Annotated in this window: 23 protein-coding genes; 14 read left to right on the forward strand and 9 right to left on the reverse strand. The window is 64.9% G+C overall.

What is annotated here, in order from left to right; all coding sequences use genetic code 11:
• Window positions 1-52 precede the first annotated feature (52 nt).
• The 9 genes from eutB (at window position 53) to H3221_RS05275 (ending at window position 10,050) form a co-directional block, all read left to right on the forward strand.
• Entirely contained in the window at window positions 53-1,024 is a 972-nt protein-coding gene (gene eutB, locus H3221_RS05235; protein ID WP_196474324.1) for a hydroxyectoine utilization dehydratase EutB, read from the forward strand.
• 9 nt (window positions 1,025-1,033) lie between these two features.
• Complete coding sequence (eutC, locus tag H3221_RS05240) at window positions 1,034-2,011, forward strand: ectoine utilization protein EutC (RefSeq protein WP_196474323.1); 978 nt, start codon at window positions 1,034-1,036, stop codon at window positions 2,009-2,011.
• Window positions 2,012-2,109: 98 nt separating this feature from the next.
• On the forward strand, window positions 2,110-3,300 hold the full coding sequence (gene doeA, locus H3221_RS05245) for an ectoine hydrolase DoeA (RefSeq protein ID WP_196474322.1): 1,191 nt from the start codon (window positions 2,110-2,112) through the stop codon (window positions 3,298-3,300).
• A gap of 120 nt (window positions 3,301-3,420) precedes the next feature.
• Window positions 3,421-4,422 carry a N(2)-acetyl-L-2,4-diaminobutanoate deacetylase DoeB gene (gene doeB, locus H3221_RS05250; RefSeq protein ID WP_196474321.1) on the forward strand — a complete coding sequence of 334 codons (1,002 nt, stop codon included), beginning with the start codon at window positions 3,421-3,423 and terminating at the stop codon, window positions 4,420-4,422.
• 125 nt (window positions 4,423-4,547) lie between these two features.
• On the forward strand, window positions 4,548-5,024 hold the full coding sequence (locus H3221_RS05255) for an Lrp/AsnC family transcriptional regulator (protein ID WP_196474320.1): 477 nt from the start codon (window positions 4,548-4,550) through the stop codon (window positions 5,022-5,024).
• 332 nt (window positions 5,025-5,356) lie between these two features.
• Entirely contained in the window at window positions 5,357-5,923 is a 567-nt protein-coding gene (locus H3221_RS05260; protein WP_196474319.1) for a C40 family peptidase, read from the forward strand.
• Between the two features lie 252 nt (window positions 5,924-6,175).
• A complete protein-coding gene (locus H3221_RS05265; protein WP_196474318.1) occupies window positions 6,176-6,826 on the forward strand; it encodes a 7-cyano-7-deazaguanine/7-aminomethyl-7-deazaguanine transporter in 651 nt (216 codons plus the stop codon).
• A gap of 315 nt (window positions 6,827-7,141) precedes the next feature.
• Complete coding sequence (locus H3221_RS05270; RefSeq protein WP_196474317.1) at window positions 7,142-8,608, forward strand: NAD-dependent succinate-semialdehyde dehydrogenase; 1,467 nt, start codon at window positions 7,142-7,144, stop codon at window positions 8,606-8,608.
• 65 nt (window positions 8,609-8,673) lie between these two features.
• The gene (locus H3221_RS05275; RefSeq protein ID WP_196474316.1) at window positions 8,674-10,050 is read left to right on the forward strand and encodes an aspartate aminotransferase family protein; all 1,377 of its coding nucleotides are present in this window, start codon (window positions 8,674-8,676) and stop codon (window positions 10,048-10,050) included.
• 137 nt (window positions 10,051-10,187) lie between these two features.
• Here H3221_RS05275 and H3221_RS05280 read toward each other — a convergent pair whose 3' ends face one another.
• The 5 genes from H3221_RS05280 to def form a co-directional block, all read right to left on the reverse strand.
• Window positions 10,188-10,502, reverse strand: a complete 315-nt coding sequence (locus H3221_RS05280) for a tetratricopeptide repeat protein (RefSeq protein ID WP_196474315.1) — start codon at window positions 10,500-10,502, stop codon at window positions 10,188-10,190.
• 86 nt (window positions 10,503-10,588) lie between these two features.
• Window positions 10,589-11,962 (reverse strand): Trk system potassium transporter TrkA, encoded by a 1,374-nt coding sequence (gene trkA, locus H3221_RS05285; RefSeq protein WP_192985371.1) that lies wholly within the window; start codon window positions 11,960-11,962, stop codon window positions 10,589-10,591.
• A gap of 11 nt (window positions 11,963-11,973) precedes the next feature.
• The gene (rsmB, locus tag H3221_RS05290; RefSeq protein ID WP_196474314.1) at window positions 11,974-13,287 is read right to left on the reverse strand and encodes a 16S rRNA (cytosine(967)-C(5))-methyltransferase RsmB; all 1,314 of its coding nucleotides are present in this window, start codon (window positions 13,285-13,287) and stop codon (window positions 11,974-11,976) included.
• The gene (fmt, locus tag H3221_RS05295; RefSeq protein WP_196474313.1) at window positions 13,284-14,228 is read right to left on the reverse strand and encodes a methionyl-tRNA formyltransferase; all 945 of its coding nucleotides are present in this window, start codon (window positions 14,226-14,228) and stop codon (window positions 13,284-13,286) included. Before fmt ends, rsmB begins: the two co-directional genes overlap by 4 nt.
• A gap of 52 nt (window positions 14,229-14,280) precedes the next feature.
• A complete protein-coding gene (gene def, locus H3221_RS05300) occupies window positions 14,281-14,787 on the reverse strand; it encodes a peptide deformylase (protein WP_013713230.1) in 507 nt (168 codons plus the stop codon).
• Window positions 14,788-14,940: 153 nt separating this feature from the next.
• Here def and H3221_RS05305 point away from each other — a divergent pair, with 153 nt between their 5' ends.
• From H3221_RS05305 to H3221_RS05315, 3 genes are all read left to right on the forward strand, one after another.
• Window positions 14,941-15,978 carry a LysM peptidoglycan-binding domain-containing protein gene (locus H3221_RS05305; RefSeq protein WP_196474312.1) on the forward strand — a complete coding sequence of 346 codons (1,038 nt, stop codon included), beginning with the start codon at window positions 14,941-14,943 and terminating at the stop codon, window positions 15,976-15,978.
• An 81-nt stretch (window positions 15,979-16,059) separates the two neighbouring features.
• A complete protein-coding gene (gene dprA, locus H3221_RS05310) occupies window positions 16,060-17,175 on the forward strand; it encodes a DNA-processing protein DprA (protein ID WP_196474311.1) in 1,116 nt (371 codons plus the stop codon).
• Between the two features lie 65 nt (window positions 17,176-17,240).
• Window positions 17,241-17,798, forward strand: coding sequence for an L-threonylcarbamoyladenylate synthase (locus H3221_RS05315; RefSeq protein WP_196474310.1), 558 nt, complete (start codon window positions 17,241-17,243; stop codon window positions 17,796-17,798).
• A 223-nt stretch (window positions 17,799-18,021) separates the two neighbouring features.
• On the opposite strand, the gene H3221_RS05320 is transcribed toward H3221_RS05315, so the two are convergent.
• Window positions 18,022-18,999, reverse strand: coding sequence for an NADPH:quinone reductase (locus H3221_RS05320; RefSeq protein ID WP_196474309.1), 978 nt, complete (start codon window positions 18,997-18,999; stop codon window positions 18,022-18,024).
• A 145-nt stretch (window positions 19,000-19,144) separates the two neighbouring features.
• Between H3221_RS05320 and hemF the strand changes: the two genes are divergently transcribed.
• Window positions 19,145-20,062 (forward strand): oxygen-dependent coproporphyrinogen oxidase, encoded by a 918-nt coding sequence (hemF, locus tag H3221_RS05325; protein WP_196474308.1) that lies wholly within the window; start codon window positions 19,145-19,147, stop codon window positions 20,060-20,062.
• A 159-nt stretch (window positions 20,063-20,221) separates the two neighbouring features.
• Window positions 20,222-21,043 carry a shikimate dehydrogenase gene (aroE, locus tag H3221_RS05330; protein ID WP_196474307.1) on the forward strand — a complete coding sequence of 274 codons (822 nt, stop codon included), beginning with the start codon at window positions 20,222-20,224 and terminating at the stop codon, window positions 21,041-21,043.
• 155 nt (window positions 21,044-21,198) lie between these two features.
• Here aroE and H3221_RS05335 read toward each other — a convergent pair whose 3' ends face one another.
• The 3 genes from H3221_RS05335 to betC all read right to left on the reverse strand — a co-directional run bounded on the left by H3221_RS05335 (window position 21,199) and on the right by betC (window position 25,538).
• Complete coding sequence (locus H3221_RS05335; RefSeq protein WP_196474306.1) at window positions 21,199-22,770, reverse strand: SulP family inorganic anion transporter; 1,572 nt, start codon at window positions 22,768-22,770, stop codon at window positions 21,199-21,201.
• Between the two features lie 58 nt (window positions 22,771-22,828).
• Window positions 22,829-23,749 (reverse strand): choline ABC transporter substrate-binding protein, encoded by a 921-nt coding sequence (choX, locus tag H3221_RS05340; protein ID WP_196474305.1) that lies wholly within the window; start codon window positions 23,747-23,749, stop codon window positions 22,829-22,831.
• A gap of 280 nt (window positions 23,750-24,029) precedes the next feature.
• Window positions 24,030-25,538: a choline-sulfatase gene (gene betC / locus H3221_RS05345; protein WP_196474304.1), complete on the reverse strand. Its 1,509-nt coding sequence runs from the start codon at window positions 25,536-25,538 to the stop codon at window positions 24,030-24,032.
• Window positions 25,539-25,609: the final 71 nt, after the last annotated feature.

The following is a 25,609-nucleotide window of genomic DNA, read 5'->3' on the forward strand; positions in this document are numbered from 1 at the left end:
GCTCAATTTCCCGCTCATACACTCGGTCGCACACCTTCACGGAACGTGCGCCATGTCTTCCATCCACCTTGATGAACTGCTCCAGGCCCGCCAGCGTATCGCCGGCCTGGTGCGCCAGACGCCGCTGGAGCACTCGCCGAGCCTGAGTCGCCTGGCCGGTGTGCCGGTGTGGCTGAAGCTGGAGTCGCAGCAGGCCACCGGCAGCTTCAAGTTGCGCGGCGCCAGCAATGCGGTGGCGCAACTGGATACCGAGCAGAAGCGCCTCGGTGTGGTCACTGCCTCCACCGGCAATCACGGCCGAGCCCTGGCCTTCGCCGCCTCGCAGCAGGGCGTGAAGGCCATCGTCTGCCTCTCCGAGCTGGTGCCGCAGAATAAGGTGCGCGCCATTCGCGAGCTGGGCGCCGAGGTGGTGATCAGCGGCCGCAGCCAGGACGATGCCCAGCGCGAAGCCCTGCGCATCGCCCGCGAACAGGGCGCTGCATTTATCCCACCCTTCGACCACCCGCACGTGATCGCCGGCCAGGGCAGCCTGGGCCTGGAGATTCTCGAGCAATGCCCGGATGTCTGCGAAGTGCTGGTGCCGCTGTCCGGCGGCGGCCTGTTCGCCGGCGTGGCGCTGGCGATCAAGGCGGCCAGCCCGGCCATTCGTACTCATGGCATCAGCATGCAACGGGGTGCCTCCATGCACGCCAGCCTGCAGGCCGGCGAACCGGTCGAGGTGGAGGAGCTGTCAACGCTGGCCGATTCGCTTGGCGGCGGCATCGGCCTGGACAACCGCTACACCTTCGCCCTCACCCGCGAGCTGTGCGATCAGCTGCATCTGCTCGACGAGGCTTCCATCGCTCGTGGCATCCGCCACGCCTACCGCGAGGAGCGGCTGGTGGTCGAAGGCGCCGCTGCCGTCGGTATCGCCGCCCTGCTCGACGACTTGATCGAGCCGCGCGGTCCGGTGGTGGCGGTGGTCAGCGGCCGCAATATCGACATCGACCAGCACCTGCGTGTGCTCAATGGCGCCGACGCCTGAGGAACTCCCATGGCCAAGACCCTGATACTCAACCAGGCCGATCTGCGCGAGTGCATTGGCCTCGACGCCGACAGCCTCGCGGTGGTGGAAAACGCCTTCCGCCTGCTCGCCACGGCCGCCGTGGCGATGCCGCCGATCCTGCGCCTGGACGTGCCCGAGCATAACGGCGAGGTGGACGTGAAGACTGCCTACCTGCCCGGCGTGGCGCACTTCGCGATCAAGGTCAGCCCCGGTTTCTTCGACAACCCCACGCTTGGCCTGCCCAGCCTCAATGGCCTGATGATGCTGTTCTCGGCACGGACCGGCCTGGCCGATGCGCTGCTGCTGGACAATGGCTACCTCACCGCCGTGCGCACCGCTGCCGCTGGCGCCATCGCGGCCAAATGGCTGGCTCGCGAAGACGCCAAGGTGGTCGCCATCCTCGGTGCCGGCGAGCAGGCGCGCTTGCAGTTGCAAGCCCTGCGCCGGGTGCGTGATGTGCGCGAGGTACGCATCTGGGCGCGCGACCCGGCCAAGGCCCAGGCCATGGCCGCCGAACTGGATGATGCGCGCGCGGTGGATGGCGTCGACGCGGCGCTGGACGGCGCCGATATCGCCATCACCACCACGCCGAGTCGCGAGCCGCTGATCCAGCTACAGCACCTGCGCCCCGGCCTGCACATCACCGCCATGGGTTCGGATGCCGAGCAGAAGAACGAGATCGCCCCGGCCGTGCTGGCGCGGGTCGATGCCTATGTCGCCGACCGCCTGAGCCAGACCCGCGTTCTGGGTGAGCTGCATCACGCCATCGCCGCCGGTCTGGTGGCTGCTGACGCCGATTTTGCCGAACTCGGTCAGGTCATCGCCGGCCAGCGTCCGGGGCGTACCGCGCCCGAGCAAATCACCCTGTGCGACCTGACCGGCACCGGCGCTCAGGATACGGCCATTGCCAGCCTTGCGTTCGAGCGGGCGCGGGCGGCAGGCAAGGGTTTCATCTTCAACGCCTAACCCTGTGGGAGGGGCCGGGCGGCGCTCCGCTTTAGCCGCGATAAACCAATCGCGACTAAAGCCCTTCCCACAGTCCACATAAACACGGGGATTCATCCATGTCCGAAATCGTCGTCAACCTCCCCTTCAGCCGGGAGGAATATGCCCAGCGTCTTGCCAAGGTCCGCACGGCCATGCAGGCCAAGGGCATCGAGCTGCTGATCGTCACCGATCCGTCCAACATGGCCTGGCTCACTGGCTATGACGGCTGGTCGTTCTACGTGCACCAGTGTGTGCTGCTGGCGCTCGATGGCGAGCCGGTCTGGTATGGCCGTGGTCAGGATGCCAACGGCGCCAAGCGTACGGTGTTCATGCAGCAGAGCAATATCGTCGGCTACCCCGATCACTACGTACAGTCCACCGAGCGCCACCCGATGGACTACCTGTCCAAGGAGGTCATCGCCGCGCGTGGCTGGGACAAGCTCGCTATCGGCGTCGAGCTCGACAACTACTACTTCAGCGCCGCCGCTTATGGCTCGCTGCAGCGCAACCTGCCCAATGCACGCTTCGTCGACGCCACCGCGCTGGTCAACTGGCAGCGGGCGATCAAGTCGCCCACCGAGATCGGCTACATGCGCATCGCGGCGAAGATCGTCGAGCAGATGCACGCGGCGATCTTCGACAAGATCGAGCCGGGCCTGCGCAAGAACGAGCTGGTTGCCGAGATCTATCGCACCGGCATCCTCGGTGTCGACGGCCATGGCGGCGACTATCCGGCCATCGTGCCGCTGCTGCCCACCGGCGCCGACGCCAGCGCGCCGCACCTGACCTGGGACGACTCGCCGATGGTCAGTGGCGCCGGCACCTTCTTCGAGATCGCCGGCTGCTACAAGCGCTACCACTGCCCGCTGTCGCGCACCATTTACCTGGGCAAGCCGCCGCAGCATTTCCTCGAAGGCGAGAAGGCCGTGGTCGAAGGCATCGCTGCCGGTCTGGAAGCTGCCAAGCCGGGCAACACCACCGGCGATATCGCCCGCGCCTTCTTCAAGGTGTTGGAGAAATTCGGCATCCACAAGGACAGCCGCTGCGGCTACCCCATCGGTATCAGTTATCCGCCTGACTGGGGCGAGCGCACCATGAGCCTGCGCCCGAGCGACGAGAGTGTGCTGCAGCCGGGCATGACCTTCCACTTCATGCCCGGCCTGTGGCTGGACGACTGGGGCCTGGAGATCACCGAGTCGATCCTGATCACCGACCACGGCGTGGAAACCCTCTGCGACGTGCCGCGCAAGCTGTTCGTGAAGGATTGATGCTGCCTGGATTGTAGGTGCCGGCTTGCCGGCGATCCGCATCAACAACGCATCGCTGGCAAGCCAGCTCCTACGAAAAGCGGCGCTATTGAGACATCCACTTATGCCGGGCTTTGCACCATGACCCAACTGCGCGACAACCCCATCAGCCCCACGGTCGATTTCGACCGTGACGGCGTGCAACACGGTTTTCTCAAGCTGCCCTATTCCCGCGACGATTCGGCTTGGGGCGCGGTGATGATTCCGGTTACCGTGGTGAAGAATGGCAGCGGCCCCACCGCGCTGCTCACCGGCGGCAACCATGGCGACGAGTACGAAGGCCCGCTGGCCCTGAGCAAGCTGGCCCAGCGCCTGCGCGCCGAGGACGTCAGCGGCCGGGTGATCATCGTGCCCTTCATGAACACCCCGGCCGTGCAGGCGGGTACCCGCACTTCGCCGATCGACAACGGCAACCTCAACCGTAGCTTCCCCGGCAAGCCGGATGGCACGGTGACGCAGAAGATCGCTGACTACTTCCAGCGCACGCTGCTGCCGCTGGCCGATGTGGTGCTGGACATCCACTCCGGCGGCAAGACCCTGGATTTTCTGCCCTTCGCCGCCTGCCACGTGTTGCCGGACAAGACCCATGACGCAGCCTGTGCCGCCGGCATGCGCGCCTTCGCTGCGCCCTACTGCATGCGCATGCTGGAGCTGGACGCGGTGGGCATGTACGACACCGCCGCCGAGGAGCAGGGCAAGGTGTTCGTCACCACCGAGCTCGGTGGTGGCGGCAGCAGCACGGCGAAAAGCCTGGCCATCGCCGAGCGTGGCGTACGTAACCTGCTGATCCACTTCGATCTGCTGCAAGGTGAGATCGAGGCGAGTGAATCGGTGATGCTCGACATGCCGGATGGCGACTGCTTCGTCGCCAGTGAGGATGACGGCTTGCTGGAGATGTGTCGTGACCTTGGCGATACGGTCGAGAAAGGCGAGGTGATCGCTCGTGTACATAGCGTGCGACGCACCGGTGCGCCGGCTACCGAGTACCGCGCCAAACGCAGTGGCCTGCTCGCCGCCCGGCACTTTCCGGGGCTAGTGAAAGGTGGTGATACCCTCGCCGTCATCGCCGAGGTGGTGAGTTGAGAAACCCAACCTGCAGCCGCTGTGAAAGCACCTGGCCATGCTCATGAACGCCGGTAAGGCAAACGCTTCGCGAGCAAGCTCGCTCCTGCAGGCCTCGTATCGTTCCCAAGATAGGCGTACTGCCGATGCTCAAGCTCGACCGCTATGACCTGAAGATCTTGCGCATCCTTGCCGAGGACGGGCGGATCACCAAGTCGGCCCTGGCCGAGGCGATCAACCTCTCGGTGACGCCGGCCTGGGAGCGGGTGCGCAAGCTGGAAAGTGCCGGGCTGATCAAGGGTTACCGAGCGCAGATCGACTGGGCAGCGCTGTTTCGCAGCCAGCAGGTGCTGGTGGAAATCACCCTGGCTCGCCACACCGCCCAGGACATGCGCCACTTCGAGCAACGCCTGGCCGAGGCACCGGAAGTTGGCTTCTGCTACGCCACCGGCGGCGGCGTCGACTACATCGCCATGATCCGTGCCCGCGACATCGACCACTACCAGCGCTTCATCGACCAGTTGCTGCTGGAGGACCTCGGTATCGAGCGCTACTTCACCTATATCGTGACCAAGACCATCAAGGCGCATACGTCGGGCGCGCCCACAGAACTGGACGACTAACGTACGCCAACACCGGAGCACACTGTTTCCTCGCCTGGTGGGTGACGCGCCGTGATAGTGGGAATCTTCGGTTCACATTCAGCGTTGCTAACCCACCTTGCAGGCAGTGGCTAGACCGACGGCAGCAGCGCTTCGCCTTGACCGCCGCGAGGTCATCGCCCTGACCTTGATGGCCTGTGGGGCGGCTCAATCGGAGGGGCGAAGTTGGATGCGAACGGTCGGGAACGCGCTGGCATCAGCGGTAAACCGTTCGTCGACTCGTCTCGCTTGGAAATGAACCAAAGACTCCTCGGGGCAGTCCCTCTCCGGGACGGGCAGGCAGCTCGTTTCCGATGCAATGCCTTGATCAGGAAGGGTTTCCGCGTCAAGGCCAGTCACCAGGGTCACTGGGTTTGAATAAATTTTTCATGTCATGTTGCCTGGGAGGCGCTCTTTTACTGGGAATTTGTACCCAAGCCTCCGCCACCTTTCGTCTCCATACCATTCCTGCCACCGCGCCAGCGGTCGCGCCCAAACCGGCCAGCGAAGTGATCGACCGCGCCCTCGGCGCGCTGGGCACGCCCTACCGCTGGGGCGGTACCAGCCTGCGCCACGGCTTCGATTGCAGCGGCCTGGTGCAATACGCCTTCAAGACCCAGGACGACCTTGAACTGCCGCGCACCTCCCGCGAGCTGTCGCGCCTGGATGCGCCCTCGGTGAAGCGCAGCGACCTGCAGCCGGGCGACCTGCTGTTCTTCCGCATTCGCAGCCGCTCGGTGGATCACGTGGCCATCTACATCGGCGAGGGGCGCTTCGTCCACGCGCCGCGTCGCGGCACTAACGTGCGCATCGACTTCCTCGACAACTCGTACTGGCAGCGCCATTTCCAGTTGGCCAAGCGGGTGGTGCCAGAGGCTTGAGTCTGCCACGGCGTGTTTAAGGTCGGCGTGATTGGCTCTCCTCTCCCGGAGGGGCGAGGGGGTTCATTGCGCAAGACCATTTATCAAGTGCATAGCATTACGCGAAGGCACGACCTTTCATCCGAGCGGCGTGGCCGTCTGCGGCAAAACCTATCCCGCGGGTCAACAACGCGCTAGAATGCGCGCCGCTCGCGGCCATGTCGGCTGCGGCAGTGGGTTCCCTAACCCCACTCCATGAAAAAGGACATCGACATGACCCTGATTCCTGCGTCGGTCAGTCGGCCCGTACTGGCCGGCCTGATCGCCTTCCATATCCTCATCATCATCGCCAGCAACTACCTGGTGCAGCTGCCGATCACCCTGTTCGGCTGGCATACCACCTGGGGTGCGTTCAGCTTCCCGTTCATCTTCCTGGCCACTGACCTGACCGTACGCCTGATCGGCAAGCATGCGGCGCGCGTGGTGATCGCGCGGGTGATGCTGCCGGCATTGATCGCCTCCTACGTGGTGTCTGTGCTGTTCCACGAAGGCGCCTTCGGCGGCCTGATGGCGCTGGGCGAGTTCAACCTGTTCGTCTTTCGTATTGCCGTGGCCAGCTTTCTGGCCTACGCCTTCGGCCAGTTGCTGGATATCCAGGTGTTCGACCGTCTGCGCACGATGCGCCAGTGGTGGGTCGCGCCGACCGCTTCGACCATTTTCGGCAACCTGCTCGATACCTTCCTGTTCTTCTCGGTCGCCTTCTGGCGCAGCGACGACCCGTTCATGGCCGCCAACTGGGTGGAAATTGCCACGGTGGATTACGTGATCAAGCTGGCCATCAGCCTGATCCTCTTCGTGCCGCTATACGGCATGCTACTCAGTGCCATCGTGCGGGCGTTGCCGCAGCGTACCGCCGCGGCGTGAGTGAACCGTCGTCGGATGCCACCCGGGGCGGGCCTGCAGCCTGCCCCCGGATTTCATCCGGGCTACCGCATCGGTGCGCGCGGCGCACCCTACATGCTGAGGCGGCTTCCGCGGTAGCTGGTGGCGAGAGTGTGGGAGGGGCTCTAGCCGCGATTGTCTGAGTGTCGCCGCCGAGGCGTGACGGGAGCCCGAGAAATCCCCTGTTCCGCCTGATCCTTCAGAAAAAACTGCGGTAGCGCCTACCCGTCTTGGAAAAAACGCCAAGCTGCTCTTCCCTAGCATGTCTCCCATGCCCCACGGCCCGGAGACATCGCCATGCCCCTCGATCATCCTCTGCTGTTCAAATCGCTGTGCTATGTCGATGGTCACTGGTTGCACAGTGACGACGGCGCCAGCATCGCCGTGCACAACCCCGCCGACCAGAGCGTGATCGGCCATGTGCCGATGCTCGGCCAGACGCAGATCGTCGCCGCGGTGGACGCCGCCCAGCGCGCCTTCGCCGACTGGCGCGAGCAGAGCCTGGACGCCCGCGCGGCGCTGCTGCGACGCTGGGCCGAGCTGATCCTGCAGCATCAGGAAGACCTGGCGCGCATCCTCAGCCTGGAGCAGGGCAAGCCGCTGGCCGAAGCCCGTGGCGAGATCCGCTACGCCGCCAGCTTCATTCCCTGGTTCGCCGAAGAGGCGCGCCGGCTCTACGGCCAGACCATTCCCAGCCATATCCCCGGTGCTCAGCTCGGCACGGTAAAGCAGCCGGTGGGCGTCTGTGCCCTGCTCACGCCGTGGAATTTCCCCAGCGCGATGATCACCCGCAAGGCAGCTGCCGCCCTGGCCGCTGGCTGCACCGTGGTGGTCAAACCGGCGCACGAGACGCCCTATTCGGCTTTCGCCCTGGCGCAACTGGCTGAGGAAGCGGGCTTGCCGGCTGGTGTATTCAACGTGGTGCTGGGCGAGCCGCAGATGGCCATGGAAACCCTGGTCAAGGATGCGCGGGTGCGTTCGGTGAGCTTCACTGGATCGACCCGCGTGGGCAAGCTGGTGTTGCAGGCAACTGCCGAAGACGTGAAAAAGGTGGCGCTGGAGCTGGGCGGCAACGCGCCGCTGATCGTCTGTGCCGACGCCGACCTCGACCACGCTGTGCAGGTGGCGCTGGACGCCAAGTTCCAAACCTCCGGCCAGGACTGCTGTGCGGCCAACCGCATACTGGTCGAGCGTCCGGTCTATGAGGAATTCCTTCAGCGTTTCGCCAAGGCCGTGCGTGGTCTGCGTGTCGGCCCTGGGCATGACGCGCGCAACCAGATCGGCCCGCTGATGCACCAGGCTGCGCTGGACGCGACCGCCGCACGGGTCGCTGATGCCATCGAACAGGGCGCGCGCCTGCTGGCAGGCGGTGAGCCTCACGCGCTGGGAGGCTGGTTCTGGCAACCGACGTTGCTGGCCGATGTCACCGATGGCATGCGCATCTACCGCGAGGAGAACTTCGCCCCCATCGCCGGCGTGCGTACCTTCGACACCCTGGACGAAGCGGTGGCCATGGCCAACGACACCGAATACGGACTGGCCGCCTACATTTGTTCCAACCGCGTGGATGTCGTCCACCCGCTGATCCACCGCCTCGACCATGCCATGGTCGCAGTCAACGGCACCAGGTTCACCGGCCACCCGATCCCCTTCGGTGGCATGAAAGCCTCCGGCCTCGGCCGTGAGGGCAGCACGGAAGGCTTCGAGCCCTTCGTCGAAACCAAGTACTTCTGCATTCATCACCAGGGCCAGCGTTACACCTGATCATCCCTCCCACGAGCGAGTGAATTACCTTCAACGCTACCTCAGCGAATCAGATGGAGATCGCCATGACCGACTACCAGAAGCTGTTCGAGCAGGACCGTGCCCACTTCATGCACCCGTCCACCCACGCTCACGACCACGCCAGCGGCGCCCTCAAGGGCCGCATCATCACCAGAGCCTCGGGCATCCGCATTCAGGATCATGAAGGTCGCGAGCTGATCGACGCTTTTGCCGGCCTGTACTGCGTGAACATCGGGTACGGTCGTACCGAGGTCGCCGAGGCCATCTACAAGCAGGCCAAGGAGCTGGCCTACTATCACACCTATGTCGGCCACTCGACCGAGGCCATCATCGAGCTGTCGGCGCGCATCATCGACTGGGCGCCCAGGGGCATGAAGAAGGTCTACTACGGCATGTCCGGCTCGGACGCCAACGAGACCCAGATCAAGCTGGTGCGCTACTACAACAACGTGCTCGGTCGCCCGGCGAAGAAGAAGCTCATCTCCCGCCAGCGCGGCTACCACGGCTCGGGCATCATGACCGGCAGCCTCACCGGCCTGGCCAGCTTCCACCAGCACTTCGACCTGCCTCACGCGGACATCAAGCACGCCGCCTGCCCGCATTTCTACAAGGCGCCGGCCGGCATGGACGAGGCCGCCTTCGTGCGTCACTGCGCCGAGGATCTTGAGCGTCTGATCCTGGCCGAAGGGCCGGACACCGTGGCGGCCTTTATCGGCGAGCCGGTGATGGGGACCGGCGGCATCATCGTGCCGCCCACCGGGTACTGGGAGGCGATCCAGGCTGTGCTGGCCAAGTACGACATCCTGCTGATTGCCGATGAAGTGGTCTGCGCCTTCGGCCGCCTGGGCACGCCGATGGGCAGCCAGATGTTCGGCATGCAGCCGGACCTGATCACTACCGCCAAGGGCCTGACCAGTGCCTACGCGCCGCTGTCGGCGGTAATCGTCGGCGAGAAGGTGTGGAGCGTGATCGATGAGGCCTCCAGCCGCGACGGTGCCATGGGCCATGGCTGGACCTACTCCGGCCACCCGATCTGCGCCGCCGCCGCGCTGGCCAACCTGAATATCCTGGAGAAGGAGAACCTCGCCGCCAATGCCGCCGATGTCGGTTCCTACCTCAACCGGCAACTGCGCCAGACCTTCGAAGGCCATCCACTGGTGGGTGAAGTGCGTGGTGTCGGCATGCTTGCCGCGCTGGAGTTCATGGCTGACAAGGATGCGCGTACGCCATTCGATGCCGCGCTCAAGGTTGGCCCGCGGGTTTCTGCCGCCTGCCTGGAACGCGGCATGATCGCCCGCGCCATGCCGCACGGTGACATCCTCGGCTTCGCCCCGCCGCTGGTGTTGACCCGCGCCGAAGCGGACGAAGTGGTGGGAATCGCCAAGGCTGCGGTGGATGCGGTGGCCAGCGAGGTACTCTGATCTCGCTAGAACGGTAGGTTGCCGTCCTGTGGAAGGGCTTCAGCCGCGACGGCTGAAGCCCTTCGCCAGCTCGGTGCGCACGGCGCACCCTACAACACCGTTGCGAATCGTAGGGTGCGCCGTGCGTACCGAGTCGATCAGCGTTGCTTGTCCAGCTTGCGCAGAAACACCGTCATTTCTTTCTCGGCCTGTTTGTCGCCCTTGGCTTGGGCTGCAGCGATGCCCTGCTGCCAGGCCTGGCGTGCGCCGTCGTGGTTGCCCTCGGCCTGCAGCGCCTTGCCCAGCAGCTTCCACGCCGCTGAATAGGCCGGGTCGAACTCCACGCAGCGTTGCAGGTGCTCGGCCGCCTGCGAGGTGTCGCCACCATCCAGATGGGCTTTGCCCAGGCCGAAGCGCAGCAGGGCGTTATCCATGCCCTTGGCCAGCATCTTTTCCAGAGCCTCTGTGCTCATGAACGTTCTCCGCTGATGTAGCCGGATGCAATCCGGGAGAGGCCCGGCACAATCCATCCCCGAATTGCATCCGGGCTACGGTTTGTTCAGAAGAACGTCAGGCCGGCCTGGAACAGGCGCTCGACGTCGCGGATGTACTTCTTGTCGACCAGGAACAGAATCACGTGGTCGCCGGACTCGATCACCGTATCGTCATGGGCGATCAGCACTTCTTCATCGCGGATGATGGCGCCGATGGTGGTGCTCGGCGGCAGGGCGATGTCTTCGATGGCGCGGCCGATCACCTTGCTCGATTTGGCATCGCCGTGGGCGATCACTTCCAGCGCTTCCGCTGCACCACGGCGCAGGCTGTGCACGCTTTCGATATCGCCACGGCGCACGTGGGTCAGCAATGTGCCGATGGTCGCCAACTGTGGGCTGATGGCGATGTCGATCTCGCCGCCCTGCACCAGGTCGACATAGGCCGGGTTGTTGATGATGGTCATCACCTTGCGCGCGCCCAGGCGCTTGGCCAGCAGCGACGACATGATGTTGGCCTCGTCGTCGTTGGTCAGGGCGAGGAAGATGTCGGCGTCGTTGATGTTCTCTTCCACCAGCAGGTCGCGATCCGAAGCGCTGCCTTGCAGCACGATGGTGCTGTCGAGGTTCTCCGACAGGTAGCGGCAGCGTGCCGGGTTCATCTCGATGATCTTCACCTGATAGCGGCTTTCGATAGCCTCGGCCAGGCGTTCGCCGATGTTGCCGCCACCGGCGATCACCACGCGCTTGTAGCTGTCCTCCAGGCGACGCATCTCGCTCATTACCGCACGGATATGCGCCTTGGCGGCGATGAAGAACACCTCGTCATCGGCCTCGATGACGGTGTCGCCCTTGGGCATGATCGGCCGGTTGCGGCGGAAGATGGCCGCTACGCGCGTGTCGACGTTGGGCATGTGCTGGCGCAGCTGGCGCAGTTGCTGACCCACCAGCGGGCCGCCGTAGTAGGCCTTGACCGCGACCAGTTGCGCCTTGCCTTCGGCGAAGTCGATCACCTGCAGGGCGCCGGGGTACTCGATCAGGCGCTTGATGTAGTTGGTCACCACCTGCTCGGGGCTGATCAGCACGTCGACCGGGATCGCTTCGTTGTCGAACAGCGCCTCACGGGTCAGGTAGGCCGCCTCGCGCACCCGGGCGATCTTGGTCGGCGTGTGGAACAGGGTGTAGGCCACCTGACAGGCCATCATGTTGACTTCGTCGCTGTTGGTCACCGCCACCAGCATGTCGGCATCGTCAGCGCCGGCCTGGCGCAGCACGGTGGGGAAGGAGCCCTTGCCTTGTACGGTGCGGATGTCCAGGCGGTCGCCGAGGTCGCGCAGGCGGTCGCCATCGGTGTCGACCACGGTGATGTCGTTGGCCTCGCTGGCGAGGTGTTCCGCCAGGGTGCCGCCCACTTGGCCGGCGCCGAGAATGATGATTTTCACTGATCGCTCCGTTAGCTGTGGCTGGTCACAGCGGTCTTTATCAGCTTGGCATAGTAGAAGCCGTCGTGGCCTTCCAGTTGTGGTAGCAGTTGCCGGCCGTGCTCCGGCTGCAGGCCGAAGCCGCCGGTGATGGCGACTTCCTGCGCGTCGGCAGTGCGGGCCAGGAACGCGGCGATGGTCTCGCTGTTTTCCGTTGGCAGCACCGAGCAGGTGGCGTAGAGCAGGATGCCGCCGGGCGCCAGGGTCGGCCACAGGGCATCGAGCAACTCGCCTTGCAGCTGGGCCAGGGCCGGGATGTCCTCGGGCTTGCGGGTCAGCTTGATGTCCGGGTGACGGCGGATCACGCCGGTGGCCGAACAGGGCGCGTCTAGCAGGATGCGCTGGAACGGCTGGCCGTCCCACCAGGCGCCGGTATCGCGGCCGTCGGCGGCGATCAGCGTGGCGTCGAGGTGCAGGCGCTCGAGGTTCTCGCGCACGCGCGTCAGGCGCTTGGCTTCCAGATCCACGGCGACCACTTCGCTCAGCTCCGGTTCGGCTTCCAGCAGGTGACAGGTCTTGCCGCCTGGTGCGGCGCAGGCATCCAGCACGCGCTGTCCGGGCGCCAGCTCCATCAGGTCGGCGGCCAGTTGCGCGGCTTCGTCCTGCACGCTGACGCGGCCGTCCCTGAAGCCGGGTAGTGTGGTGACATCGCAGGGCTGCAGCAGGCGCACGCCGTCGCGGCTGAAGGTGCAGGGCTCGGCTTCGATGCCGGCGCTGCGTAGCTCAATGAGATAGGCATCGCGTGAACCGTGGCGGCGATTGACCCGCAGGATCAGCGGCGGGTGCGCGTTGTTGGCGGCGCAGATGGTCTGCCAGTGCTGCGGCCAGTGCACCTTGAGCGCCTTTTGCAACCAGCGCGGATGCGCGCTGTGCAGCACCGGGTCACGGTCGAGTTCGGCAAACAGCGCTTCGTGTTCTCGCTGGGCGCGGCGTAGCACGGCATTGAGCAGGCCCTTGGCCCAGGGTTTTTTCAGCGCGCCGGCGCAGCCGACGGTCTCGCCGATGGCGGCGTGTTCGGGAATGCGGCTGTGCAGCAGTTGGTAGAGACCGATCAGCAGCAGCGCTTCCACGTCCTTGTCAGCGGCCTTGAAGGGTTTTTCCAGCAGTTTCTCGGCCAGCAGTTGCAGGCGCGGCTGCCAGCGGGCCGCGCCGAAGGCCAGGTCCTGCGCCAGGGCGCGGTCGTGGTGCTCGACCTTGTCCAGCTGTGGCGGCAGGCTGCTGCCCAGCGAGGCCTTGCCGGACAGCACGGCAGTCAGGGCGCGCGCGGCGGCCAGACGTGGGTTCATTGACCGAGTACCAGGCCGGCGGCGAACTGGTCGCGGCGACTGTTATAGAGGTCGGCGAACGCCAGCGGCTTGCCGCCGGGCAACTGCAGGCGAGTCAGGCGCAGTGCACCGTCGCCGCAGGCCACGGTCAGGCCGTTCTTGTCAGCCGCGAGAATGGTGCCTGGGCTGCCCTTGCCCTCCCCGATCTCGGCTGCATGCACTTTCAAGGCATCGCCGTTGAGCATGGTGTGGCAGATCGGCCAGGGATGGAAGGCTCGAACCAGGCGCTCCAGTTCGACGGCTGGGCGGCTGAAATCGAGGCGCGCCTCGTCCTTGTTGAGCTTGTGCGCGTAGTTGGCCAGGGCATCGTCCTGTACCGCACCGATGAGCGTGCCGGCCGCCAGGCCGGCGATGGCCTGCAGCACCGCCTGTGGGCCGAGCTGGGCGAGGCGATCATGCAGCGAGCCGCCCGTGTCGCTGGCGCTGATCGGGGTGCTGACCTTGAGCAGCATCGGCCCGGTGTCCAGGCCGGCCTCCATCTGCATCACGGTAACGCCGCTCTCGGCGTCGCCGGCCTGCACCGCGCGCTGGATTGGCGCGGCGCCGCGCCAGCGTGGCAGCAGCGAGGCGTGGCTGTTGATGCAGCCCAGACGCGGGATGTCGAGCACCGCCTGGGGCAGGATCAGACCGTATGCGACCACCACCATCAGATCCGGCTTGAGCGCCGCCAACTCGGCCTGGGCCTCTTCATTGCGCAGGCTGACCGGTTGGTAGACGGCAATACCGTGCTCCAGAGCAAGCTGCTTGACCGGGCTCGGCATCAGTTTCTGGCCGCGTCCGGCCGGGCGATCCGGCTGAGTGTAGACGGCGACGATCTCGTGCGGGCTGGCCAGCAGAGCCTTGAGGTGCTCGGCGGCGAATTCCGGGGTGCCGGCAAAGACGATACGCAATGAGTCAGGCATGGGGGCTCGCTAAAAGAAAAGGCTTGCAGTAGCAAGCCTTCTGGGTGGGGCGTCAGGCGCGTTGGCGATGCTGTTTTTCCAGCTTCTTCTTGATCCGGTCGCGCTTGAGGTTGGACAGATAGTCGACGAACAGCTTGCCGTTGAGGTGATCGCACTCGTGCTGAATGCACACGGCGAGCAGACCTTCGGCGATCAGCTCGTAGGGCTGACCATCGCGATCCAGTGCCTTGATCTTGACCTTCTGCGGGCGGTCGACGTTCTCGTAGAAACCAGGCACCGACAGGCAGCCTTCCTGGTACTGGTCCATCTCGTCGGTCAGTGACTCGAACTCGGGGTTGATGAACACCCGTGGCTCGGACTTGTCCTCGGACAGGTCCATGACCACCACGCGCTTGTGCACGTTGACCTGCGTCGCGGCCAGGCCGATACCCGGAGCGTCATACATGGTCTCGAACATGTCGTCGACCAGTTGACGGATGGAGTCATCCACGACGTCCACCGGTTTGGCGATGGTACGCAGGCGTGGATCAGGAAATTCGAGGATATTCAGGATCGCCATATGCGTTTGTGATGCACTTGTGGAATAAAGTCAAAATCCGCTGCTAAGATGATGAACAGCATTGAAAAACGGCTTCACGCCGCGTATTCAGCGGGTTTGGCACGCGGCGCTAGGGCGCTTCACGTGAAGGCACATAATAAAGGGATTCACCGTATGAGGAAATCACTACTCGCCCTGCTCTTTGCAGCTGGCGGACTGGCCCTGACCAGCTTGGCTCAGGCCGAAGTGCAACTCAAGGACGGTCACCCGGACCGCTACACTGTGGTCAGGGGCGATACTCTCTGGGACATTTCCGGCAAATTCCTGCGCCAGCCGTGGAAATGGCCGGAGATCTGGCACGCCAACCCGCAGGTCGCTAACCCGCACCTGATCTATCCCGGCGATACGCTCAATCTGGTCTACGTTGACGGTCAGCCGCGCCTGATGCTCAACCGCGGCGAGTCGCGCGGCACCATCAAGCTGTCGCCGCAGGTGCGCAGCACGCCGATGGCCGAAGCGATTCCGACCATCCCGCTGGAGGCGATCAACAGCTTCCTGCTGAGCAACCGCATCGTCGATACGCCGGAAGAATTCAACGGCAAGCCATATATCGTCGCCGGTAACGCTGAGCGCGTGGTCAGCGGTGCTGGTGATCGCGTCTACGCCCGCGGCCAGTTCGATGAAGAGCAGCCGGTCTACGGCATCTTCCGTCAGGGCAAGACCTACGTGGACCCGGAGACCAAGGAATTCCTCGGCATCAACGCCGATGACGTCGGCTCTGGCGAGATCGTGGCCGAAGAGGGTGATGTCGGTACGCTGCTGCTGAAGCGCTCTACTCAGGAAGTGCGCCTGGGCGATCGCCTGTTCCCCACCGAGGAACGTGCGATCAACTCCACCTTCATGCCCAGCGAGCCGATAACCGATATCGACGGTTTGATCCTCGACGTGCCGCGCGGGGTGAGCCAGATTGGTCAGTTCGACGTGGTCACCCTGAACAAGGGACTGCGTGACGGCCTGGAAATCGGCAACGTGCTGGCGGTGTTCAAGACCGGTGAGACCGTGCGTGACCGCGTTACCGGCGAAAGCGTGAAAATTCCGGACGAGCGCTCCGGCTTGCTGATGGTGTTCCGCACCTACGACAAGCTCAGCTATGGCCTGGTACTGCAAGCCAGCCGCCAACTGGCGGTGATGGACAAGGTCCGCAACCCTTAATGCCCAACGAGCCCCGCACTAGCGGGGCTCGTGCTTTCAGGCCGCCAGGATGGCGGTGCAACTGTTCAGGGAAGAGTCGCCATGCCCGCATCCTCCTCGCTTTCCCCCGCCGTTTCTCCTGCCGAACTCGAAGCCCGCTTGCGTCTGCATCTGTTGCCAGAGTTGGGGCCGCGACGCTTTCGCAAACTCCTGAGCGCTTTCGATAGCGCCTCGGCTGCGCTCAGTGCGCCGGCCAGTGCCTGGCGTGCACTGGGGTTGCCGACTGCCTGCGCCGAGCCTCGCCGCAGTGCGGAAATCCGCGAGCGAGCGGCTGCGGCCCTGCGCTGGCTGGATGAGCCTGGTCAGCATGTGGTGATGTGGGACGATCCAGGCTACCCAGCTCTGCTCGGCGAGCTGGCGGATGCGCCGCCGCTGTTGTTCGTGGCGGGCGAGCCGAGCGTGCTGGAGGCGCCGCAACTGGCCATGGTCGGCAGTCGGCGCGCCTCGCGGCCCGGTCTGGATAACGCACGAGCCTTTGCCCGCAGTCTGGCGGGCGGTGGCTTCGTCATCACCAGTGGTCTGGCGTTGGGCATCGATGGTGCTGCGCATCAGGGGGCGCTGGACGGGGGCGGCAAAACGGTGGCTGTGCTGGGTACCGGCTTGCAGTGCCTGTATCCGCGGCGGCATGTGGGGCTGGCGGCGCAGATCATCGAGCACGGCGGGGCGCTGGTCTCCGAGCTGCCGCTGGACTGTCCGCCGCAGGCGAGCAACTTCCCGAGGCGCAACAGGATCATCAGCGGGCTTTCGCTGGGTGTGCTGGTGGTCGAGGCCAGCCCGTCCAGTGGCTCGCTGATCACTGCACGCCTGGCCGCCGAGCAGGGGCGGGAGGTCTATGCCATTCCCGGCTCGATCCATCACCCTGGCGCGCGTGGCTGCCATCAGCTGATTCGTGATGGCGCCACTCTGGTGGAAAGCATCGAACACATCCTCGAAGCGCTGCGTGGCTGGCAGGCGCCGGCCGTCGAATCCACATCGGTGTCGCTGGCTAGCGTCGAGCACCCATTGTTGGCTTTGCTGCATGCCGCGCCGTACAGCACCGAGTCGCTGGTGCAGGTGATCGGCTGGCCGTTGTCACAGGTGCTGGCGGCTTTGACCGAGTTGGAGCTCGATGGCCTGGTGTGCAACGAGGCAGGGCGTTGGCTGGCGCGCAGACCTTAAGTGCCGTGGCAGGCAACGATTGGCTTGGATAGACTGCCGGCCATTGATTCCGTGGGAGACAGTCGATGGCCAGCAACTGGCAGATACAGCAAACGGCGCGAGTGGTACGTGAGGGGGGCGTGATCGCCTATCCGACCGAGGCGGTCTGGGGCCTGGGCTGCGATCCCTGGAACGAAGAGGCGGTGTATCGTCTTCTGGCGCTCAAGGAGCGGCCGATGCACAAGGGACTGATTGTGGTTGCCGATGACATCGAGCAGTTCGACTTTCTGCTCGATGATCTGCCAGAGGTCTGGCAGGAGCGCCTGGCCGGTACCTGGCCTGGCCCGAATACCTGGCTGGTGCCGCATCAGAATCGCCTGCCCGAGTGGGTCACGGGCCAGCACGACAGCGTTGCCCTGCGCGTCAGTGACCATCCGCTGGTTCGCGCGCTGTGCCGCTACACCGGCCCGCTGATCTCCACCTCGGCCAACCCGGCGGGGCGCCCTTCGGCGCGTTCGCGCCTGCGCGTCGAGCAGTACTTCCCGGGCGAACTGGACAAGGTCCTTGGTGGCGCGCTGGGCGGACGCAAGAATCCCAGCCTGATTCGTGACCTGCGCACGGGCGATGTGATTCGCCCGTCCTAGAAGAGCGGCTCAAGCTGCAAGCCATTGCCGTAGGGTGCGCCGCGCGCACCGCGAAAACCACATAGGTCTGAGAACGAGCGGTGCGCATGGCGCACCCTACGGTAAGTCGCGCCGCCATTCGCGAATCATCTCTGGATGATCCCCCGCGGCATGCGCCGCGCGCAACGGCGCTTCGTAACGCCTTGCCCGAAAGAATCGAGACACCATCACTAGCTACCCGTCCTCACGGCAGCAGGATGGTCGAGCCGGTGGTTTGCCGCGAGCTCAAAGCATCCTGTGCGGCGGCGGCGTCCTTCAGCGCGTAGCGGTTGCTGATTTCCACCTGTAGCTGGCCACTGGCAATCATGCTGAACAGCTCGTCGGCCATGGCCTGCAGGCGCTGTGCGCTGGTGGCGTAGCCGGCGAGGGTCGGGCGGGTGACGTACAGCGAGCCCTTCTGCGCCAGGATGCCCAGGTTGACGCCGGTCACAGCGCCCGAGGCATTGCCGAAGCTGACCAGCAGGCCGCGTGGCGCCACGCAGTCCAGCGAGGTTTCCCAGGTGTCCTTGCCGACGCCGTCATAGACCACCGGGCACTTGGCGCCGTCGGTCAGTTCCAGCACGCGCTGTACGACGTTCTCATGGCTGTAGTCGATGGTCGCCCAGGCACCCTGCTCCTTGGCCCGCGCTGCTTTCTCGGCAGAACTGACAGTGCCGATAAGGTTAACGCCCAGCGCCTTGGCCCACTGGCAGGCGAATGAGCCGACACCGCCGGCCGCAGCGTGGAACAGGATGGTTTCGCCGCCCTTGAGCTCGTAGGTCTGGCGCAGCAGGTACTGCACGGTCAGGCCCTTGAGCATCACCGCCGCGGCCTGCTCGAAGCTGATATCGTCCGGCAGTTTCACCAGCTTGTCGGCGGGCAGCACGTGCAGCTCGCTGTAGGCGCCGAGCGGTCCGGTGGCGTAGGCGACGCGGTCACCGACCTTGAGGCCTTCTACCTCGCTGCCGATCGCCTCGACCACACCGGCACCTTCGGTGCCCAGGCTTGAAGGCAGCGCGGGTGGCTGATACAGGCCGCTGCGGAAGTAGGTGTCGATGAAGTTCAGGCCGATGGCCCGGTTGACCACGCGAACCTCGCGCGGGCCTGGTGCTGCCGGCTGGTAGTCACGGTATTCCAGCACGTCGCTGCCGCCGTGCTGGCTGAACTGAATACGCTTGGCCATCTCGGATTCCTTGTCTGACTTGAGCCGCTGCAAGCGGCGAAAGAGCCTATCCAATCGTCCTGATTGACCGACGTCAACTGCGGATGTGCCTGGGTGAATGCTATGCTGCCCGCCGATTTCGACCTGCTCTGTTCAAGGTGCCGCCGTGACTGACCGTACCGAGGCCGTGAAGGCCTACCTGCTCGACCTGCAAGACCGCATCTGCTCCGCCCTGCAAGCCGAAGACGGCCAGGCCGTGTTCGCCGAGGACTCTTGGCAGCGTCCGGCCGGTGGTGGCGGTCGCACGCGGGTGATCGAGAACGGCGCGCTGATTGAGAAAGGCGGGGTGAATTTCTCTCACGTGTTCGGCGACAGCCTGCCGCCCTCGGCCAGCGCCCATCGTCCCGAGCTGGCTGGGCGCGGCTTCCAGGCTCTCGGCGTGTCGCTGGTGATCCACCCGGAAAACCCCTACGTGCCGACCTCGCATGCCAACGTGCGCTTCTTCAGTGCCGAGAAGGAAGGCGAGGAGCCGGTGTGGTGGTTCGGTGGCGGCTTCGACCTGACGCCCTACTACGCCAATGAAGAAGACTGCGTGCACTGGCACCAGGTCGCGCATGACGCTTGCGCACCGTTCGGGGCCGAGGTCTATCCCAAGTTCAAGGCCTGGTGCGACCGTTATTTCCACCTCAAGCATCGCGGCGAGCCGCGTGGCATCGGCGGGCTGTTCTTCGATGACCTCAACGAGTGGGATTTCGACACCAGCTTTGCTTTCATGCGTGCCATTGGTGATGCCTATATCCAGGCCTACCTGCCCATCGTCCAGCGCCGCAAGCTGACGCCTTTCGGCGAGCGCGAGCGCGAGTTCCAGGCCTTCCGTCGCGGTCGCTACGTGGAGTTCAACCTGGTGTTCGACCGGGGCACCCTGTTCGGTCTGCAATCGGGTGGGCGCACGGAGTCGATCCTCATGTCGCTGCCGCCACATGTGCGCTGGGGCTACGACTGGAAGCCGGAGCCGGGGAGCGAGGAGGCGCGCCTGACCGAGTATTTCCTCACGGATCGCGACTGGCTGCAGAAGACGCCGTGATCCTGCAGCCCGGATGCAATCCGGGACCGTTCATAGGCTGCCCCGGATTCATCCGGGCTACGAACTGGCGACATTTCCCCGATGGGAGCCCACTTGCGGGCGATCCGGCCCCAGAGCGAATCGCCAGCAAGCTGGCTCCTACACAAACAGGATTTTCCCATGGACCGCTACTGCGTCTTCGGTAACCCCATCGGCCATAGCAAATCGCCGCTGATCCATCGTCTGTTCGCCGAGCAGACCGGCCAGGCATTGACATATGACGCGCGCCTTGCGCCGCTGGACGATTTCGTCGGTGATGCCCGTACCTTCTTCGCCGAAGGCCAAGGTGGCAACGTCACCGTACCGTTCAAGGAAGAGGCCTTTCGCCTGGCCGACGAACTGACCGAGCGTGCGCGCCGCGCTGGCGCGGTGAACACTCTGAAGAAGTTGGCAGACGGTCGTCTGCTCGGCGACAACACCGATGGCGCCGGTCTGACCCGTGACCTGCAGGACAACGCCGGTTTCAGCCTGGCCGGCAAGCGCATCCTCGTGCTTGGCGCCGGTGGCGCCGTGCGCGGTGTGCTCGAACCCTTCCTGGCGCAGAAACCGGCCGTGCTGGTGATCGCCAACCGTACCGTGGCCAAGGCCGAACAGTTGGTGCGCGAGTTCGCCGATCTCGGCCCACTGGTCGCCGCCGGCTTCGACTGGATCGATGCGCCGGTGGACCTGATCGTCAATGGGACTTCGGCCAGTCTCGGCGGTGAGCTGCCAGCGATTGCGCCAAGCCTGATCCAGCCCGGTCATACGGTCTGCTACGACATGATGTACGGCCGCGAGGCGACCGCCTTCAACCGCTGGGCTGCCGAACAGGGCGCGACGCGCTGCCTGGATGGTCTGGGCATGCTGGTCGAGCAGGCTGCCGAGGCTTTCGAGCTATGGCGTGGCGTGCGTCCGGATACCGCGCCGGTGCTGGCCGAACTGCGCCGCCAGCTGGCGAGCTGAACCCCAGCGTTCCCTGCGCCGCCAGGTGGGGTGCGCCGCGCGCACCAGCAATCGACTCATACGCGGTGCGCACAGCGCACCCTACGGAGCGATGGGTCCGCGCCACCGGGCTTGGGCTAACGTAGGGTGCGCGGTGCGCACCGCCCGTATCTCGCTCAATCCTCGAACTGCACCGGGCAGCGCTCGGCGCCTTCGAGCTTGAGGATTTCCTCCACTACCTGTGGCCGCGCCTGGCGCAGCACCAGGCTGCGTTGCAGCGCCTGCAGGCGGCGCGCCTCCTGGTGCAGCATCTCTACCCCGGCGTAGTCGATGAAGTTGATGTGCCGCGCATCGATCACCAGGCGCTGACCTCGGCTGCGTTGCAGCAATTGCTGGATGTACTGGCAGGCGCCGAAGAAGATCGAGCCCTCGATGCGCAGCACCTCGTCGTCGCCGTCCTGCCACAGGCGCACGCGCGGCTGCGAGGTGCGCTTGAGGTAGAAGAACAGTGAGGCCAGCACACCGGCGTAGATCGCCGTCTGCAGCTCCAGCACCAGGGTCGCGGTGAAAGTCAGCAGCATCACCATGAACTCGGAGCGACTGACCCGGCGCAGTGCGCGGATCGCAGGCAGATCCACCAGTCCCCAGCAGATCAGCAGGATGCCGGCCGCCATCACTGGCAGCGGGATATGCGTCAGCAGCGCTGCGCCGAACACCGCGAACAGCGCCACCAGCAGCGCCGAGAACACTCCGGCCAGCGGTGTACGCGCGCCGGCCTGCAGGTTTAGTGCCGAGCGGGTGAAGGAGCCGGCCGACAGTGAGGCGGAGAACCACGGCCCGAGCATGTTCGACAGGCCCTGGGCGCGAACTTCCTGGTTGGCATCGAGGAACTGGTGTGACTTCACCGCCAGCGCACGGGCGATGGACAGGCTGGTGACCAGCCCGAGCATGCCGCAGGCCACGGCTGCTGGCAGCAGGCGCAGCACGTCGTCGAGGTCGAAACTCAGCGCAGTCAGCGGTGGCAGGCCGCCGGCGAATGGTGCGACCAGGGCAATGTCAGCGGTGAAGCGCGCAGGCAGCAACCAGGCCAGCAGGCTGCCACAGACCAGGCCGATCAGCAGTGCAGGCGCTTTTGGCCAGAGCTTGCGCACGGCCACGCTGAGCAGCAGGGTGAAGGCCGCCAGGGCCAGGCTCGGCCAGTGCGCCTGGGGCAAATGCTGGCCGATCTGCAGCAGGCTGGTCAGGGCCGTGGGTTGGCTGGCGACCTCGACGCCAAGCAGATTGGGCATCTGCCCGATGGCGATCACCAGCGCCGCGCCGAGGGTGAAGCCGAGCACCACCGACTGCGAGACGAAGTTCACCAGGGCGCCGAAGCGCAGCATACCGAGCAGCCACTGGAACAGCCCGGCGAGAAAGGTCAGCAGCAGGATCAGGGCGATGAATTCGTCGCTACCGATGCGCGCCATGGGGCTGACGCTGGTGAACAGGACGATGGAGATCGCGGCGGTCGGCCCGCAAATCAGGTGCCAGGACGAGCCCCACAGGCAGGCGATGATCACTGGCACGATGGCCGCATACAGGCCGTATTCGGCCGGTAGCCCGGCAATCAGCGCGTAAGCCAGCGATTGCGGCAGAGCCAGGATGGCGCCGGTCAGGCCCACCAGCAGGTCATTGCCGAGGGTCTTGCGGCTGGTGCCAGGCAACCAGCGGAGAAACGGCAGCAGGGTCTGTCGGTCAGGTAGGCGCATGATTCGAGTCGAGGGTGGGCCGCAGGCGACTCCACCCTACTCACTTGCCGCGGTTAATTCAAAGCCGCGCCTTCACAGCGGCCAGACCATCGCCACCGTCGAGGGTCTTGACGCCCTGCAGCCAGCCATCGAGTACCTGCGGGTTGGCCTGGAGCCAGGCCTTGATCGCGGCGTCGTTGCTGGCCTGCTTGCTCAGCACCTGATCCATGATGCTGTTCTCCATCTCCTGGGTGAACGTCAGGTTGCTCAGCAGCTTGCCGACGTTGGGGCACTGCGCGGCGTAGCCCTTGCGCGCCAGGGTGTTGACCTGGCCGCTGTCGCCGAAGTATTTCTCGCCGCCTTTGAGGTACTTCATGTCGTGCTGCACGTTCATCGGGTGCGGCGTCCAGCCGAGGAAGACCACGAACTGATCGCGCTTCACCGCGCGGCCGACCTGCACCAGCATCGCCTGTTCGCTGGACTCCACCAGCGTCCAGTCGCCCAGGCCGAATTCGTCGGCGGCGATCATCTGCTTGATCGACTCGTTGGCAGGTGAGCCGGAGGCGATGCCGTAGAGCTTCTTGCCGAACTTGTCGGCGTGTTTGTCCAGATCGGCGAAAGTCTTCACCCCGGCATCAAAGACATAGGTCGGTACGGCCAGGGTGTACTCGGTGCCTTCGAGGTTTTGTGCCAGCTTGTCCACCTCGCCGCTGGCGACGAACTTGTCATAGTTGCTCTGCTGCGCCGGCATCCAGTTGCCGAGGAACACGTCGACCTGGCCCTTCTGCAGGCCGGCGAAGATGATCGGCACGGCCAGGGTCTGGGTTTGTGGCTTATAGCCCAGGCCGTCGAGCAGGAAGCTGGCGATGCCGTTGGTCACGGCGATATCGCTCCAGCCCGGATCACCGAGCTTGACCGTGGCACAGGCTGCGTCCTCAGCCCAGACATTTCCGGCGCTGGTGAGCGCAGTGGTAAGTAACAGCACGCTGAGTCGGTTCATGGCATCTCTCCTTTTTTCTTCTGTGTCGGGCACCTCTAAAAACGTAGGCGAAGCAACCAGCGCAAGGCGCAACGACCGAGGGGAGTGACAGCCAAAGGCTGGCCCGAAGGGTGAGCGCCAGCGAATCAAACAGGCGAAAAACGGTCGGAGTCGCGCTCGACTTTACGCGCTGTAAACGAGCATTTTGATCGGACTCGCGCCCGAGCCTGTCTTTAACGCAGTGATGGCAACGCAGGTAGTTTTTTGAGGTGTCCTTTTGGGGGCGGCAGTGGGTAAAGGTTCATACCTGTGGAAAACGGGCGCGGCGTTCCAGGTCGTCGAGATCGATATGGTTGCGCATGTACTGTTGGCTGGCGTCGACCCAGGGCTGATGATCCCAGCTGGTCAGCTTGCCCTGGCTCAGGGCCTCGGCCACCAGTCGGCGGCGGCGCTGGCTGGCCAGGGTGGCGGCGTGGATGGCCGGAATATCCCAGCGTTCGCGGGCCTCGGCCAGGAAGCCGGCGAGGATACCCTTGTGCTCGCTGCACTCGGCCAGGTTCTGACGCTCGAGCGGGTCATTGTCCAGGTTGAATAGCAGCAGTGGGTCCTGCTCGGAATAGACGAACTTCCAGGGGCCGCGGCGAATCATCATCAGCGGGCTGACAGTGCCCTCGGCCATGTATTCGCCGAGCACTTCGTCGTGGCCACCCGCGCCTTGCAGGTGCGGCAGCAGGGAGTGGCCCTCCAGCTCCAGGCCCTGCTCGACCTGGCCACCGGCCAGTTCCACCAGCGTTGGCAGCAGATCGAGGGTGGATACGGACTGGCTGACCCGGTGCGCGGCAAACTGCTTGGGCGCATGCACCAGCAGCGGCACGCGGGCGGACATCTCGAACCAGTGCATCTTGTACCAGAGGCCGCGCTCGCCAAGCATGTCGCCGTGGTCGCCGGAGAAGACGATCAGGGTGTCCTCCGCCAGGCCGCACTCTTCCAGGGTGTTCAACAGCTTGCCGATATTGTCGTCGATGTAGCTGCAGGCGCCGAAGTAGGCGCGGCGGGCGTCGCGGATCTTGTTCTCGGGCAGCGGCTTGTTCCACAGGTCGATGACCTTGAGCAGGCGCTGCGAATGCGGGTCCTGCTCACTCTGCTCGAGGTACTGGCGCGGCATGGGAATGTCCACACCCTCGTAACGATCCCAGTACTCGCGCGCGATGGTGTAGGGGTCGTGCGGATGGGTCATCGACACGGTCAGGCAGAACGGTTGATCCGGGGTCGTGCGCACATGGTCGTATAGGTACTGACGTGCCTTGAATACCACCTCCTCGTCGAAGTCCAGCTGGTTGCTGCGCACGCAGGGGCCGGCCTGCAGCACCGAAGACATGTTGTGGTACCAGCTGGCGCGTACGTCCGGCTCGTCCCAGTTCACTGCCCAGCCGTAGTCGGCCGGGTAGATGTCGCTGGTCAGGCGCTCTTCGTAGCCATGCAACTGGTCCGGGCCGCAGAAGTGCATCTTGCCCGACAGCGCGGTGCGGTAGCCGAGGCGGCGCAGGTAGTGGGCGTAGGTCGGCACATCAGCTGGAAAGTCAGCGGCGTTATCGAAGGCGCCGATCTTCGACGGCAGCCGCCCGCTGACCAGAGTGAAGCGCGACGGCGCACAGAGCGGGCTGTTGCAGTAGGCCGAGTCGAACACCACGGCCTGCTCGGCCAGCTTCATCAGGTTGGGCATCTGCACCGGCGAGGCGGCATCGTGCAGCGGCAGGATCGGCGCGGCCATCTGGTCGGCCATGATGAAGAGGATGTTCGGGCGCTTCATGGTGACGGGTATTCCATACTGTTGGTTTATGCGACAGTGCGGGCACCATGATTCCGGTAGAACGGCGGCAG

The sequence above is a fragment of the Pseudomonas chaetocerotis genome (assembly GCF_015712105.2).
Taxonomy (GTDB): domain Bacteria; phylum Pseudomonadota; class Gammaproteobacteria; order Pseudomonadales; family Pseudomonadaceae; genus Aquipseudomonas; species Aquipseudomonas chaetocerotis.

Coding starts and splice junctions, on each gene's coding strand:
- eutB (WP_196474324.1), top strand. CDS start 53: ATGTCTTCCATCCACCTTGATGAACTGCTCCAGGCCCGCCAGCGTATC.
- eutC (WP_196474323.1), top strand. CDS start 1,034: ATGGCCAAGACCCTGATACTCAACCAGGCCGATCTGCGCGAGTGCATT.
- doeA (WP_196474322.1), top strand. CDS start 2,110: ATGTCCGAAATCGTCGTCAACCTCCCCTTCAGCCGGGAGGAATATGCC.
- doeB (WP_196474321.1), top strand. CDS start 3,421: ATGACCCAACTGCGCGACAACCCCATCAGCCCCACGGTCGATTTCGAC.
- H3221_RS05255 (WP_196474320.1), top strand. CDS start 4,548: ATGCTCAAGCTCGACCGCTATGACCTGAAGATCTTGCGCATCCTTGCC.
- H3221_RS05260 (WP_196474319.1), top strand. CDS start 5,357: ATGCAATGCCTTGATCAGGAAGGGTTTCCGCGTCAAGGCCAGTCACCA.
- H3221_RS05265 (WP_196474318.1), top strand. CDS start 6,176: ATGACCCTGATTCCTGCGTCGGTCAGTCGGCCCGTACTGGCCGGCCTG.
- H3221_RS05270 (WP_196474317.1), top strand. CDS start 7,142: ATGCCCCTCGATCATCCTCTGCTGTTCAAATCGCTGTGCTATGTCGAT.
- H3221_RS05275 (WP_196474316.1), top strand. CDS start 8,674: ATGACCGACTACCAGAAGCTGTTCGAGCAGGACCGTGCCCACTTCATG.
- H3221_RS05280 (WP_196474315.1), bottom strand. CDS start 10,502: ATGAGCACAGAGGCTCTGGAAAAGATGCTGGCCAAGGGCATGGATAAC.
- rsmB (WP_196474314.1), bottom strand. CDS start 13,287: ATGAACCCACGTCTGGCCGCCGCGCGCGCCCTGACTGCCGTGCTGTCC.
- fmt (WP_196474313.1), bottom strand. CDS start 14,228: ATGCCTGACTCATTGCGTATCGTCTTTGCCGGCACCCCGGAATTCGCC.
- def (WP_013713230.1), bottom strand. CDS start 14,787: ATGGCGATCCTGAATATCCTCGAATTTCCTGATCCACGCCTGCGTACC.
- H3221_RS05305 (WP_196474312.1), top strand. CDS start 14,941: ATGAGGAAATCACTACTCGCCCTGCTCTTTGCAGCTGGCGGACTGGCC.
- dprA (WP_196474311.1), top strand. CDS start 16,060: ATGCCCGCATCCTCCTCGCTTTCCCCCGCCGTTTCTCCTGCCGAACTC.
- H3221_RS05315 (WP_196474310.1), top strand. CDS start 17,241: ATGGCCAGCAACTGGCAGATACAGCAAACGGCGCGAGTGGTACGTGAG.
- H3221_RS05320 (WP_196474309.1), bottom strand. CDS start 18,999: ATGGCCAAGCGTATTCAGTTCAGCCAGCACGGCGGCAGCGACGTGCTG.
- aroE (WP_196474307.1), top strand. CDS start 20,222: ATGGACCGCTACTGCGTCTTCGGTAACCCCATCGGCCATAGCAAATCG.
- H3221_RS05335 (WP_196474306.1), bottom strand. CDS start 22,770: ATGCGCCTACCTGACCGACAGACCCTGCTGCCGTTTCTCCGCTGGTTG.
- choX (WP_196474305.1), bottom strand. CDS start 23,749: ATGAACCGACTCAGCGTGCTGTTACTTACCACTGCGCTCACCAGCGCC.
- betC (WP_196474304.1), bottom strand. CDS start 25,538: ATGAAGCGCCCGAACATCCTCTTCATCATGGCCGACCAGATGGCCGCG.